Consider the following 16363-nt stretch of genomic DNA (forward strand, 5'->3'; position numbering starts at 1 on the left):
ATGACGCTGCGTTTGCCGGACTGGCTCCCCCCGGTCGTAGTGATGTGTGTCGCCGGGCACTTCCCGCTGGGCGACGAGGACGCGGAACGACGCGCCGCCGATGCCTGGTCGGATCAGGCCGAATGGTGTCGTGGGCAGGCCGAATATCACGAAGCCAAGGCAAAGCCGCCCGAGGGCCAACACGGCGCCACCGTCACCGCGATCGCTGACAAGCACCGGAGCACGGCCGAACGCTTCCGACAGCTGGCCACCAATTGCGACAGCCTCGCCAGGCAGCTCTACGAGAGCGCCAACGCCACCGAGCTGCAGAAGATGGTCATCATCAGCATGGCCGTGATCCTGGCCATCCAGCTGGCCCGGTGCGCACTGATGTTCGCGGCCGGTGGTCCGATCCAGGCCGCCATAGCGCAGATGGCGACCCGAACCGCGGCGCAGCGCGCGTGGATGAGATTCGTGGCATTCCTTTCCGGACGCGGTGCGGAACTGGCCGCGGAACGCGGCTCGATGGTGCTGCTGCGCAACGGAATCGTGATGGGGGTGGCCCTGGGCGGCGGCACCCAAGCCGGCGCCCAGGCGGTTCAGGTCGCCAAGGGCGATCGCGAACAGATGGATTGGACGTCGGTCGGCGTGGCAACGGCCGCCGGCGCTGCCGGTGGCTTGCTCGGCATGATGTTCGGACTCTGGGCAGGGCCGAAGGTCGCCACCATCGGCGCAAACGCCAACAGCACCGCCGGACGGGTGGCCCTGCAGCTCGCCGGCACCACCATGGTCGGCGCCGGAGCCGGAGCCGTCGGCGCTCTCGGCGGCACCGCCGTCTCGCTTGCGCTGTCGGACCAGCCGTTCAGCCGCAAGGCCTTCACCGAGGGCCTGATCCCCGGTATCGGCAGCGGATTCATCGGCGCGGCAGGCTTCGCGGCACAGGGAATGCGCAGCCGGGCACCACTTCCCGACACGACCGCCGTCCCCGCCGCCGCACCGGATGCCACGGCTGAAGCGTCGCCTGCTTCGCTCGTCGACGCACTGCGCTCGCATGGCATCGTCACCGCCGACTTCGATCCGAACAACCCCTCCCCCACCCATCAGCAACAACAAATCGACAATCTTGTGGCGCTGCTGAGCCAAGCTGGGGCCACCGCGGACGCGCCAGCCCGTCCCACACTCCCATTGAACAATGCCGACTGGCAGCCCGCGAATCTGCCGAATGGGTTGGCCGACAACCTCAACCCGGCCAAGTCCGTCAAGCCACCCTCCGACGCCGTTGCCACACCCGCGGATCCGACCCCCGCAGGGACAACGCCGAAGGCTGACGGAGGCAATCAACCACCCGATGTGTCGCCGCCGAAGGAGTTCAAGCCGGCTCCGGAACAGCCGTTCTCCGTGCCGAACAACAGCATGGATTGGGAAGCACCCGCAGGCATGCCCGGCGCCCTGATCGACAACGTCAATCCCGTCAAGACGGTCACCTTCCCCGCGGCCGCCATCGCGTCCACTGTCAACCCGGTCGGCGTGCCGAACATCGGGACGGATCCGACGTCGGCGGAGGCGCCTGGGTCACGGAATGTTCCTGCCGCCCAGTCGGATTCCGAGATCGGTGGCGCCGCAAAGGCTCCTGCCGCACAGGCAGATTCCGAGGTCAATGGCACCGCAAAGGTTCCTGCCGAGGGGGAACTGCCTCCAGCACCGCACGACTCGGATAACAGCACCGCCGAGAACGCGGGCGCCGCACGGCAGACCACCGAACATGATCACCCTGCGGCCGGGCCCGACCACTCGGTGCGGCCACGCCCCATGGATACGGGCGAGGGCAGCGCTCGACCGGCCGATGCCACGCCCGGGTCGGCTCACGGCAACCGAGTCGGCTCCGAAAGCACCTCGTCGGCACCGCGTTCCACGCCGGAGCACGCCGCGGTGCCGGACAACGCCGCCGCCACGGCCCGACCGCACCCCGGCGGCCGGGACACGGCGGGCGAGGGGCCGGCCGGGCGAGGCCGCGCCGTCGCCGATGCCCGCGGCGACGATCCGGCAGCCGGGCGAGGCCGCGCCATCGCGGAGGCCCGAGGCGACGATCCGGCGGCCGGGCCGTCGTCATCGGTTCGGCAACGAGGTGTCGCAGCGGACGAGGACTCCGGTCCGCGACCCGTCGCGGCCGATCCGCACGACGCATCGGCGCAACAGAGCCCGACTGCGCCGGCGACCGAGGGTCGGGGGGCACCCCGGGTTGCCGACGGGGCCACCGATCCCGAACCGGCCGTGTCCGAGCTGGTACCGACGGTGGCACAAAAGGATTCGGTCGACGGCCTGTCATCGGACCACGACGTGTCCCCGAGTGCGACGATCACCATCGACCCGTCGCCCGCTCCACAGCGCGGTGATTCCGGTCCGCGCTCCCCCGGCGGGGACAGGCTCGTGGACGCGGGCGGGCAGCAGCGGCAGACCGCGCAGCCGTCGGGTGGCCCGGCGCGACCGGCCGCCGGCGGCCAGCCCGGCGCACCCGTTGCCGGTGGTTCGCCCGCTGCAGCCGGAGGCAATCGGCCGCCACGTGTGTCGGCCCCGAAGACTGCCGCCGCGGAGCGCCCTCCGGCCGTCGAACCGGTCGAAGGACCGCGCGGGCCGGCCGAGGACGGCCACAACCCCTCCAGGTCGGCGACCGCCCCCGACAATGACAACCGGAACACACCGCACGGCTCCGCCGAACCGGAGTCGGAGCATGGTCGCACAGCTGACGGCACCACAGGCGATGAAACCGCGCGAGCCACGCAACCGGATGAGGTGAAGGCACCGGAGCACGCACGCGCGGCCGACGACAACGTGAATGGGCCACAGGCCAAGGATCATCCCGATGTAGTCGACGAGGCGGGAACATCGCAACCGAAGCCCGGCGAGTCCGATACCCGCGGAGACGATGTCCCCGGCGGTCGTGCGGGCGACGATGCCGCGGGTGAGCAGCAAGCGAAGACGAAATCCGATCACCCCGACGACACGGACGCGCGATCGCCCGAGTCCGAGACCTCTCGCACACAGAATGATTCGGATTCGCCGCCCACCGCTCGCGATGAGGACCCCGCCGCGGACGCGCGTGCGAGGGCGAGAGCCGAAGTAGAGCAGCGTAATGCGGCCGAGCGGCAGCAGAACGAGCTGGTGCGCGAACACCACCGGCAGCGTGTCGAAGCGGCGGCCGAGCGCGAGCGGGCCGCCCTTGCCGAGCTGCGGCGGCAGGAGAAGGCCGTACGGGTCGCGGAGGAGCATGAGCGGGCCACCCGCGTCGGCTTCGGCGACAAGATGCGCGATCTGTTCGGGTCGGGCACGGCGGAGGATCGGGTGGCCGTCGAAGCCGCGCGGGCCGCTCAGGAACAGCTCCGGCAGGCTCAGGCGATGTTGGCCGAGTGCCGGGATGCGTACGAGGCGGCGGTAGCCCAGCATGACGCCGCAGCCCACGCCAGAGCCCGTGACTTGGTCGAAATCTCGGACAACGCGGGTGTATCGCTGATGAACGACTACAAGGCGGGAAGGCTCATCGATCGCGAGGCCGTGTTCGAGGTGGTTGCCCAGGATCGGGTACGCGCGGCGCTGGATGCCGGTCGCGCGATCGGGGAGTTGCGAAAGCCGGGCAGTACGGCCGACGGTAGGAGCCCGTTGGAGAACGCATCACCGGAGGCGTTGGCCGACACGATGGTGCGGGGATCCAGGGAGGAACGCGTCGCGGCGATGACGGAATGGATTCGCCGGGGCGACGACCGGCATCGGCTGGTGCGTGAGACGCAGGCCGCGGCGTTCCTGCTGCTCGAGCACGGTCCGGTCGATATGAAGACCGGTGAGGGCAAGACCATTGTCATGGTGATGAAGAAGGTGTCCGACGCCATCGATCACGGCACCGCACATGCATGGACCAGTAGTGATCTGCTGGCCGGTGAGCTGGCCGCTGAGTTGGACGCATTCGTGGTGCGGCCGGAGTCGGATACCGGGGTCGATGTGGTCCGGATGAATCAGGACGGTCCGCTGCCGGATCCGGTACCCGGCCGTAGCCGGATCGTCGTGGGCACCAAAGAGGACTACCTGTTCCGCGCGTTGAAGGTCGCGGATTCGATGATGAACGAGCTCGCGGCCAGTGGCATGTCGCACCAGGAGGTGACGGCACTGCGAGAATTCCTCAACACGAAACCATCGATCGATCTGATCAAGGAGAGGCTGGATACCGCGGCATCCGACCACGGCCTCGACCTCCGGTACGACCCGTTCCCGGCGGGCAAGCTCACCATCGACGAATTCGACACCATCTTCGACGGCAATTCCGAATGCGTACTTTCCCCCGGGGCGGCGAAGGAGGCCACACCCGAGGTGGTCGCCGAACTGCAGGGAATCTGGAATCGGCTGACGACCGCAGAGCGCGAACACGGTTTGACGGCAGCGGATTTCAAGCGGCCGGAGAACACCCGAGGGATGTGGGCCGCGGAAACGACCCCGGCGGCGGTGGCCAAGCTGGAGAAGGTGGCGGGTGGACCGGTCACCGACTCGGAGCTGAAGCTGTACGCCGATGCCGCCAACGCCCGCTGGGGGTTGGAGAAGGGCACGCACTACATCACCCGGGCGGACGACGGCGAGGGCGCGAAGATCGGCATCCTCGCTCACGAGACCAACGACAAGGCGATGTGGGACAGGACGAAGTCGACCGAGGTGCGCTGGCAGGACGTCGGTCAGTTCGTCGACCTCAAGGAAGGGCTGCCGGTCCGGGCGAATCAGGAACATTCGCTGCGCATGTCGGATCAGCAGTTGATCGGCAGCAAATTGCTGTTCGATCCGTCTGGTTTGTCCGGGACCATGAAGGGCGTGGAGGGCATCACCTACGACCTGTACGGCGTAGGGCCGGTGCCGGAGCTTCCGACTTTCTATACCTCGCAACGGGTCGTGGAACCGCCGAAATTCTACGAGAACACGCATGCGAAACTCACCCAGCTGGCCCGTGACATCGTGCGGGATGCCCATGTGGTCGACGGGGAGCAAACGGGCCGTGCGCAGTGGGTCGTGTGCATGGACAACGGCGAGATCCGGGGGGACCCGGATGCCGGGCGGATCGGACTGATCGACCTGCTCCGCACAGCGGCGAAGGAAGAACACGGCGAGGCATTCGAGCTGAAGTTCGAGGTGGTCGACGCGGAATTCTACGCCGAGCACGGCGGCAGCAATGCCGGCGCGGAGGCCCTGGTCAGGCAGAAGATCGAGGAATTCGGCGACAAGGGCACCATCTACATCACCAACAAGGACGGCGGCCGCGGCGCCGACCCGACGCCGTCGCAGGAGGTGATCGATCTCGGCGGTGTCGACGTCAAGGTCAGCGGCGGTCCGTCGTACTCCGAGCGGGTGAACGACCAGGTCGATGGTCGTGGCGCCCGTGGCGGATCCGGCGACGACCGGGAGCACGGTGGCACCCCGGGTTCGGCGGTGCACTACGTCTCCCCCGAGGACTTCCTGGGCCGGGTCACCGACCACGGCGTCACGCGGCAGATCGTCCAGTACACGGAAGCCGTCAAGGCCCACCGGGCCGCCCAGGAACAGCACGAGGCCCTCAACACCGAGGCGACGCGCATCGAACTCAACAGGACCGAAACGGCGCTGCGAAACGCCGAGTCCGACCTGTGGAAGCATGCCGTCCCGGCGATGAAGGACGCCGTCGAGCAGAATCAGCTCGCCTCCAAGTACGCGAGCGCCAACCAAGCCAACGCCCCACCCGCGGACGCACATGGCACCGCGCACCGGCAACCCCAGCAACCCCCTCCCCGATCCGCAGGGACCACGGCTCCGCATGCGACGCCGCACGCGCCTGCCGCCACCCACAACGGCGCCCCCCTTCCGACCGCCGCCGGCCTCGCCGCCGGGGCGGCATCCAACCTGGATTCCGGTAACCCACCGGTCGCACCCGCCCTGCGTGACGAGCACGGCGACAGCACCCTCCGCCACCTCCTGCAGGTGCTGGACGCACCTGGCGGACAGGCGGCCGCACCGTTGCTGCCGGTGGCGCAGGCCGTCCGCGACGCGGCATTCGATCAGGTCGAGTCGCAAGGGCTCCCCATCGGCGCCGACGTCGCCGACCACGTGCGCGAGACCGCGCGGAATCTGTTGCAGAGGAGCCTGGATCAACTCGATCCGGCGCAGCGTCAACTCGTCACCGACGCCGGGACGATGCTGCAACAAGGACGCAGGCTCGACGACGCGCACACCGCAGCCGTCGCCCAGTTGGTCGCGCAGGTACCGACCGCCCAGCCCGTCCTCGCGGCCGCCGCGGACACCACGGTCCCGTTCGACCAGCTGCCTGCCGGCGACCGCACCGAGATACTGCAGCGCGCGCAGCAGGGCGACCGGTCCGCAGCGCAGGCCCTGGACCGCCATTTCGGCCCCGCCACCGCCCAGGCCATGTGTGCCGTACTCAGCGGGAATGCGGAGCACGGCACCCCACCAACGCGCATCCAGCTCCTGGCGCACGCCGTCGCCCGGGCCACGCTCGGCGCCGCCGAAGCCGATGGCTGGCAAGTCCCCCCGGGCGTCGACATCGGCGACTGGCTGCTCGGCCGAGCGCGAAACACGTGGCTCGACAGCCTCAATCACCTGAATCCCGCCGTACGCCGACTCGTCAACGAAGCGCTCGATCCCAGATCCCGCAGCGACGACCTCACCGACGCTCAGGTCACCCTGTTCGGTTGGGTCGCGCAGGAGATCGCAATAGGGGCGGCCGATTCGGCGGCCCGGCAACGGAAACCCTCGGCCGAGAGCCGCGACCGTGCGAACTCCGCGAGGACGGCCGAGGCCGACCGAAAAACCAAGCAGGCCATCGCCCGGCAGCTGTTCGAGACGTTCGACATCGAGGTGCTCGGCCTGGACAAGCCGGGGATCACCGTGGACACGGCTCTGTCGATCAGGAATGCGATAGTCGACGGTTTCGCGGCGGGGCAGGAGATCAAGCTCGACGTCGTACTGGTCGCCCCCATGGTCGGCAATACCGGTGCCTGTATCTGGACTCCCGAAGGCATCGAAAAGGACGCCCCGACCTTCATGGTCCTGAACGAGAACCTCTTCGGTGACCCGGAGAGATTCCGGAACACCATGCGCAAGGCGGTGCAGGCAGGCCGCCTGATGGCCCCGACCGGCGATCCCGCATACGACGCCGTCAGTCACGAGATGGGCCATCTGCAGGATCGAGCCGCGCGGAAGGGGCTCTACGACGAAAAGCCGATTGCCCATCTACGAGACGGAGCCGTCCAGGGAAAGGACTACGAAGACTCCAAAGAGGCACGAGCATTCGGATTCCTGTACACCCACTTCGCTGAGTTCAAAAAAGCCGGCATGCTGCCACCGGACCTCGATTTCGACGATTGGCTGGGCCAGCTCGATTCGTACAGCAGCAGCAGGAAGAAGCTGAAACAGGCAGAGGAATACAACCGAATACTTGCGGGTGAAGAGTCGCAGGGAACGGAAATAGGCCCTTACGAGCCCAAAATGGGTGACCTCGCGGTATTCAATCCGGCAGAAGCACTGGCCGAGGCGAACAATGCGTTCGGCAGAACCGCACCGGCCGATCGCACACACCCCGCGTACGTCCTGCAAGCCCTGCTTCGAGACATTCCGTATTTCCAGGTGTTGCGGGAGGCCGAACAGCGCAATGCCTTGGCGCAGGCGGACTATCGCGGTCCGGTCCCGGCTGCGTCCGGGTTCGGCACGAGCATCGCCTCGAATGGACCGTCCGCATCCCTGGCCGCGCGATGGCGCGCCATGTCCCTCACCGCCCGCGCCGACTACGCGGAACAGCAAATCGCGTACTTGAACCCCGACACCGGTTTCGTGCTCGACGAGTTGGCCCGGCTCCAGGCCCAGTACCGCGCCATGGTCGCATCCACCCGGGATCGCACCGCGCAGACGCCCGGACAGCCCGGGCCCCAAACGGACTCATCACGTGCGGTGCCCGGACGATCTGACGGCAGGTCGGCGTTCCCACCGGAGTTCTGGCAGCAGCACAGTGAGTCCCACGCGCGGGCACCTGTCCCGGCCCCGATCCACCTCGGCGACCCCGACGACGCGCAGCCGCACCGGACGCAACCCGACCCCGACTCGCCTCGCTCGGTCCAGGCGTCGGGGCGTGCCGCTTTCGACAGCTTCCGGCGGCAGATCATGGCGATCTACGTCGCCGGTCCGTCGACCGAACGGAGCGACGCGGTAGCCCGCGCCCTGGCCGACGCCGCGCCCGAGGATCTGCGGCGTGCTCTCCGCGAGGCCGGGCTCGACCCGAACCAGCAGCGGGTACTCCGCCAGTTCTGGCCGGGCCAGTCGGACCGGACGGCCGCAGCGGTGCTACCGGCTCCCGGCGAGGACATGGACCCTCTGCTGTGGGCTCCGATTCGCAAATTCGCCTCGGCAGTCGCTCGCGTCCGGGCATCCGGGGAATCTCCCGCACAGGTGGTTCTGGAACCAGATCGGACCGAATCCGACGCTTCGATCCCCGACAGAGGCGGGCTGACTCCCCGGGAGCTCGAGGTATTGCGCCTGAGTGCGCGCGGCCTGTCGTACCCCGAAATCGGCCCTCTGATGGGGATCTCGCACAAAACCGTCCAGAGTTACGCCCGGCATGCGTGTGCCAAACTCCGCTGCCCGAGTGTGATTCCCGCGGTCCTCGCGGCAGATCGGGAGGGATGGCTGGACGAACCATCCGGCCCGCACATCGACGCCGAATTCGCTCCGGACGAGGTCGCCATCCTCCAGCTGGCGGCGAACGGCCTGGACAATCGCGAAATCGCTACCGAGCTGGCGACGACGCGGTATCGAGTGCGGACGTTCATGGCCGCGCTCCCCGGCCGGTTGGGTGTCGAGGGCAGGCTGCCCGGTCTGCTGGCGGCACAGCGGCAGGGGGCGTTCCAGCCGGGCGATCCCCACTCCGCGGCAACGCGGAAGCACGTCGACCTGTCTCCCCGCGAACGCGAGGTTCTCGACCTGGTTGCGGCCGGTCGCACGGATCAGGCGATCGGTGACCAGCTAGGAGTTACAGCAGCTACAGCGCGAGGCTATCGGATCCAGCTACAGGCCAAGCTGGGCACCTCGGATCACGAGGAACTAGCGGCCCGGGCGCGCAGCCTGGAGTCGTCGGCCGCGACGGCACGGACTGTGCAGCTGACCGAGTCCGAAGCGCTGCTCCTGCACCTGGTCACGAAGGGCGTGCCACACGAGACCCTCGCAGCAGCGCTCGGCTTGCCGAACAGTGGGTTGGATCCCGTACTGGCACGGCTGGCCGACAAGATCGGCACGCGTGGCACGATTCGGGTGTCGGCGCAGCGGCAGGAACCGTCATCGCAGCGTGAGAGGCTGGAGGCGCTCGCCGAGTCGCTACCCGGCACGAGCCGGGATCCGGCAGCGGTGTCGTGGGCCACGGTGCGCGCCTTCCGATCCCGGATCGCCACCCACCCGTCCGAACTGACCGGGCGTGAACCCGAGGTGCTGCGGCTGGCCGCACAAGGCCTGTCACTCAAAGCGATCGCTCGGACGTTGGGCGGATCGCACGCCACCGTGATCAACGAGCTCGACAGCATCGCGGTGAAGCTCGGCACCCCGGATCGGGCCGTGCTCCTGATGGCGGCGCAGCGGGCATGGTCGGCCGACCACCCGGAACCGATACCCGAACCAACGGCCGACGTCAGCCTGACATCGCAGGAAACCGAGGTCCTGCGCCTGGTGGCCCGGCGGTTCACGAACCCGGCTATCGCGGCAGAGCTGGGCATCTCGGTGCCGTTGGTGAAGTACATCCGGCGCGGCCTACGTGCAAAACTCGGTATCGACGACACCGCCGGGCTGGTCGCCTGGGCGCTGCACAGCGGTATCGCCGTCGACGATCCCGCGGACGCCCCGGACCCGGAGTTGCAGGCGCGCGTCACGGACGCGCTGCGGCGGGCAACACCCGGCTCCCACGAGGCCTCGCCCATCCCCGCCGACCTCGACGGATCCGGCGAGACACAATCGGCCAAGCCCGCCGAAGCGGCCTCGGACCCGGCCCAGACCGCGCTTGCCGAGCACCTCGGGCTGCCACCGGGTGCGGTGACACGGGGAGCTGTGCGCCTGGCCCTCGCCCTCGTCGCGGAACAGACACACGCCATGCCCACCGCCGTGACCGGCATCGACGGTCAGGCGATGCGTCGATGGATCCGGTCCCAGCTCGAACTGCATGCGGATCAGGAAGCGGCCACTCACGAGGGGGCGCTCGCCGAGCTGGAGCGGCGCGACGGCGAAGAATCCGGTCTCCGGGATGCCGCCGACCCTGAGGCTGATCCGCTGGACCAGAACGGTTTCGACAACCGGCGCCGGGCCCTCGACCAGGAATTGCGGGCACTGCTGGGGTTGCCAGACCTGAGCCCACCCCAGCCGATGACCACCGGCGAGGTGCTGGCCGAGCTGTACTGGATCACGAGCCTGACGGACTCACCGGAGCTGGAACACCTTGTCGCCGCGAGTGAGACCTTCTTGTGCGCCACTCTCGAACCGCCGGCGGCAGTCCCGCTGGACACGGTCCAGATCCACACGCTGCGCAACCAGCTGGCGCGGCAGGTGGGCGTCGCCGACGACGAACTGACCCGCACGCACGCCGAGGTGCTGGCCGCCGACGAGACCGTTGCGCCACAGACCCGCCGTCTGGCGGAGCGCTACCTCACCCTGCTCCCGAGCCGAACCGAGCAGAAACCGAACCGTGCCGATATCGCCCGGCTGGCGGGTGTAGGAGACTCGTACGTCAGCAGTGTGTTCAACGGACGGTTCGGCGCGAAGAAGCCGTGGCACGGCGAGACTACGCAACGCGTCCTGGCCGCGGCTCACCAGTTGGGCGTACCGCCGGACCGCGCGGACATCGCGGCCCTCACCGATCCGAACTTCGTGACGCGGCGCGTTCGTCCGGCGCGCTGGATCGGCAACGAGTTCGTCCCCGCGCATATCAAGCCGCAGCCGCCTCGCGACAAGTTGGCCGAGGCGGCGGGCACGGCCAAGGCCACGGTCCGTGATGCGGTGAAAGGCTCGGGCACGCCCGATGACCTGCGGCTGGTGCGCAGTGCGGCCGACGAGATCGGGTTCTGGTATCACCCGGACGGGCCGATGGGGGCAGTCGACGCAAGCACCCTGTCGGAGGGCGACCGGGCGACGACATCCGGCACCCGCATCGATCCTGTCGCCATCGACCTCGGTGATTCCGACGAGCCGGACACCGCTGTGCAGCGCGCGCGGCAGGGGGATGCGACGGCGTTCAACGAGCTGCGCGAGCGATACGGCCGGGCCTCACTCCGGGAAGTGCTTGCCCGGCTAGGTGTTCCGGCTTCGCCGGTCGGCCGCGACTTCCGGCCGCTTCTGCAGGTGGCACAGGAGCTCAACCGCATGGCGTTCGGGATCGCGGAGGCGCACCGATGGCGTGCCGATGCGGGCACGAAGCCCAGCGAATGGCTGCACAGCATCGTGGGAGGTCTGGTAGACGGCTGGTTCGAGTTGAATGCCACGCAGCGCAAACACGTCACCGAGGCGGTGGACGCAATGCGGCGTGGTGCAGCGATCAGCTTGGTGCAAAGAGGTGCGCTCAACAGATTGGTCGACGCCGGCGAGCAGGTTATAACAGACGCCGAAACGCACGCGACCGACTCGTCACAGCAGACGGATAGTGGGCTCACCAACCGTCAGTTCACGGTGCTCGAGTTGATAGCCGCGGGTATGACGAGCCCTGAGATCGCGGAGGAGCTGGGGTTGTCCCCGGGGACCGTGAGCATCTACGCGACCCAGGTTCGCCAGAAGCTCGGTGCCCGTACCCGGGCGGAAGCGGTGTACATCGCACTGAGCACAGGCATCCTCCCCGGTAGTCCCCGCGCCGACGGCGAGACACCTGGTCGCGAAGATCTCCGGCTGACCAGTCGCGAAATCCACGTACTCGCGCGGATCGCGAACGGTGACACCAGCGACGACATCGCTCAAGACCTCGAGATCTCTCCGAAAAGCGTGGACCAGTTGGTGGGTCGAGTCGGCCGGAGACTGGGCGCTCGCAACCGTCCTGGCATCGTGGCTGCCGCCGTAAGAATCGGCGATCTCCCGCTCGCCGACCCTGCCGACGCCGTCCCGGGCACCGGCCGAATATGGCTGGCAGATTACGAAACCAACGTGGTCACCCGGATCGCGAACGGTGAGACCAGCAAAGACATCGCGCAGGCGCTGGGCATGTCCTCGCTCACCGTGGACGAGTACCTGATGCGTGTCTGCCGAAAACTCCGCGTGCACAACCGGGCGGCGATGATAGCCGTCGCCATCCGCACCGGACTCTTGCCGGAGACCACCCGAGCCGCTGTGGAAGTTCCCGGATGGACTACCGCCGAGATCGATCTGCTCACGCGGATCGCGAACGGCGATACGAACGCCGATATCGCGGACGACCTCCAGATTTCGTCGAGCGCGGTCGACAAGGCGCTCGCCCTTATTCGCGACAAACTCGGCACCCGCAACCGGCCGCAGACGGTGGCAGTGGCTCTCCGCGCCGGCATTCTGCCCGGCGCGGACACGGTCGAAGCGGCTCCCGCCCCTCCCGCAAACCCGGCGGAATTGAGGGAACAGTACGGGCTCGACACGTTCGGACACGTGCTATCGCTGCTCGGGGTATCAGCGAGGGGCGGGCGGCGAAGCGAACGGCTCGCGCGCGCCGTGCGGCTGGCATTGGAGATCAATGACGATGTATTCCGGCTCTCGGACTCGAGATCGGGCGGCGACATCGCTCAACGCCTGCGCGAATCTGCGCGGGAGCTACTGGAGCAGAAGTGGTTCCACCCTCTCCGCGCGAAGATGCTGGCAGTGCTGCGCTCCGATGGCATCACCGAATCGGACCCCAGGTACGGTCGTCTCGCCGAATTGACGGTCACCGAACTCCGCAGTTACCTCGACCAGATCGGTGTCACTACGCGCTGGGTGTTTCTCGAGCTGGCGGACGGTCTGCATCACGGCCGGGACATAGGTTCGTTGTCGCGGCAGGAAAAGAACAGTGTGCTGCGGATCGCAGATATCACGCGTGCGGAGGAAGTCTCGCCACCGCTGCCGGACGCCTCGCCACAGATCGCCTCCGGAGCCTCGCGGACCGGCCGGGAGGAACCCGAAACGTCGACCGTGGCCGAAACCAACTCCGGTACAGCCCATCCCGGCATCACCGAGCACGAGATCGCCGTGCTCACCCTCGTCGCGAAAGGTCGTTCCCACCGCGACATCGCCACCGTGCTGGCACTTTCGGATCGCCAGGTCGGCGCCGCCGTCCGTTCGATCGCGGTGAAGTTGGGAACCCCGCACTGGGCGGAAATGCTGGAGGTGGCACGGCGCAGAGGGATCGATGTGTACGCCGACAGCCCGGCCACCCCCGGGCGTGACCGGCCCCGCGACGACGGCGCCGCACGATTCGACGCCTACCGCTCCGCACTGGCACATGCCTTGGCGGCAAGGACCAGGGAGCTGGGATCTGCCGCGGTGCTGGCCGAGGCCACTGCCGATCAGATCGCGCAGGCCAGTCGCCAGCTATCCTCCGCCGAGCGGCAATTGCTGGCGGAACTCCGCTCGAGACAACCAATTCCGCGGGATCCGTCCGTCCGTCCGGCCGTCGCCGCCGCTCGACGTCTGACTTCGATTCTCGTCGTCGAGCAGCACACGTCGGACATCCAACTGGCACGGCTCCTCGCCGAGGCTACCCCCGACCAACTGGAGGAAGCACTCGGCACGCTCACAGACCGGCAACGGAAGATCATCCGCGCTGTCTTCACGCGCAGGCTGTCGGTCGAAACCATGGTGTCCGGTCTCGGTTATCGGGATGAGGCGACAGCCAAGTCGTTCGTGATGAACGCACTCCGGCAACTCGGAGAGCACCTGGCCGGAATACCCGTCTCCGCACCGCCGAGTGACGCACACTCGAGTGGCGCGATGCCATTCGGGCGTGAGCGGCATACGGCTGGACGCAGCGCAGTCGCCCAGGCACCACCCGGCGAAACCGCCTTCGAGCGCGGTCGTCGTGAGGCCGAGGAGGAACGAAGGGCCGCCGCGTCAGGCATCAGCGAAGTCGAAATCGACCTGCTCAACAAGCTTCTGTCCCGCCTGGATCCACTCGCGCCAACCACCGGTCGCGCGTCCGGTCCCGACCCTGTCGCGATCGACCTCGGCGACCCCGACGCACTCGACTCGGAATCGGTGGAATCCCGGACAGGCAGGCACGGCAGCACCGAATTCCCCACGCATCGGTCGAGCCGGGATTCGGCATCACCCCGCGCCGCTCTGACCGACCGCCAGCGGGAGATACTCGTCCTGGTCGCCGCCGGACGAACGAACCAAGAAATCGCAACGCTCCTCGGCATCTCGGTGCGGACCGTGGAGAAGCACCTGGACAACCTCCGCACCGTCTACGGGCCAGGATCGCGGTGGCACCTGGTCTCGGCCGCCGAACAGGACGGTGCCATTCCTCTCACCGCACGACCCGCGCGAAAGCCGCAATCCACCAGCCAGGATCATCGAGCGTCGGAGCCCCCGGTGCCCCCGGCCAACGTCAATGCGCCGACGGCCCGCCAGCAACAGATACTCGCACTCGTCGACGCCGGCCTGACGAACCACGAAATCGCCACCGCTCTCGACATATCGAAGCGGACCGTGGAAAAGCATCTGGACAACCTCCGCAAGCTGTACGGGTCCGGTTCCCGCGCGCGGCTTGCCGCCATCGCCGAAAAGGAAGGCGCCCTTCCTCGAGCCGGGGATTCCGCAGAGCAGCACAACTGGACCGCCCAGGATCCGGACGAAAAGCCCTCGGAGGAGCCGAGAGCGAAGCCACCCGCACCGACAGCCCGCCAACTGGACATACTGGCGCTGGTGGCCGCCGGTCGAACGACTCGGGAGATCGCGGCGATCCTCGGCATCACGGGGCAGACCGTGAAAGCACATCTGGATAATGCCCGCGAGGTGTACGGTCGTGGTTCACGAGCCCAGCTCGCCGTAATTGCCGAAAAGAATGGTGACCTTCCGTGGGTCGCTCTTTCCAGCAGCGAGCACGAGTTCCTGGAGTGGTATCGAGCACGACGTGCCGACGGATCCGGTCGACCGATCCAAAGTCTCACCGATTACGCCGAGATGAATTTCCTCGAGCCGGCACAGCTGCACCGCTGGCTCGAATATGCCGGAATCGACCCGAACGGGCATGACACAGCGCCGGTGGGGACTGTTCCGCAACCCGATGGGGACACCACGACCTGGCACATCGAGTTACGCCGGTTCCTTGCAACAACACCGGCCCGGATGGACGAGTTGGTCGGCGCCGCCTCCGGCACCTGGGAGGCGGCAGAACGGGGGGAACGCGACCTCGAAGTCCGGCATGTTCGAGCAGCCCTGCGCCGGATTCCCGGTGCTCGCGCACTGTACCGCGATGTCGCCCGGCTCTATCCTGCTCTGCTCACCACGGATGGAGCGCCCGCGTATCCCGAGGGGTATGCCCGCATCGGCGACTATGTAGTATTCCGTCGAACATCCCACAATCTGAGGCGGTCACAGCTTGCCGGCCGATTGATGAAGGGGAAAAACACGGTCTCCCGCTGGGAATCCGGAGAGAGCAGACCAGCAAAAGATGACATAGTTGCACTACTCGAGGCCACAGCGACCGAAGAAGATGTGCTGTACGACGAGATCTCGGAGTGCTACCCACATCTACCAAGAGGTACAATTCTTTATCCCAGCCCATTCGACTCGGAATCTCTCGGCGCGTATTTGCGCCATTTCCGGCACGTGAACAGGCTGTCCTGGTCGGAAGTCGGGAACATATTCGGCATCTCCGCCGGTGCGGTCCAGAGCCTGGAGACCGGGGTGCGAGATCCACTCGACCTCACCGTGGTGCGGATCTACCGTCGCGCCTTGCATCGCGCCGGCCGCTGGAGTGATGTCGCCACCGCATGGGGATTGCACCACCTTCCGGACCTCGACAGTGGATCGGTTCCCCATCCCACCGACTTCGATTCCATACACGATTGGATTCGAAGCGTCCGGATCTTCCGAGGAATCCCACCGCTCGAGCTGGCCAGGAGAATTGGAAGATCTGACGCCTGGGTTGGATTCACCGAAGACAACCACAAGCCTGGCGTCGAAGATCTCCGGCGAATCCGGGATGCACTCGAAATCCCCAATGACACACTCGTATCAGCACTGATGACCTACTACTCGCGCACGGACGCCGAGGAGCGCGATCCAGAGGAAGAGCGGCTCTTCTGGGATCTGATTGCAACGCGACCGGGTTCCGCCGAGGAAAAGAGTATTCGAAACAAGATATTCGAACGATACATTCGGCTCGCGGACGAGGTCGCTGCCCGCCGGT

1 protein-coding gene (only partly in view) is annotated in these 16363 nt (G+C 67.4%); it reads left to right on the top strand.

Annotation, left to right across the window (positions count from 1 at the left end):
- A protein-coding gene (locus QMG86_RS26540) for a sigma-70 family RNA polymerase sigma factor (protein WP_281875377.1) crosses the window boundary here: on the top strand, positions 1 to 16363 show its 5' portion. It continues 17420 nt past the right edge of the window; the window shows 16363 of its 33783 coding nt (coding positions 1-16363); the start codon lies at positions 1 to 3; the stop codon falls past the right edge of the window.

The sequence above is a fragment of the Nocardia sputorum genome, assembly GCF_027924405.1.
GTDB classification, from domain to species: domain Bacteria; phylum Actinomycetota; class Actinomycetes; order Mycobacteriales; family Mycobacteriaceae; genus Nocardia; species Nocardia sputorum.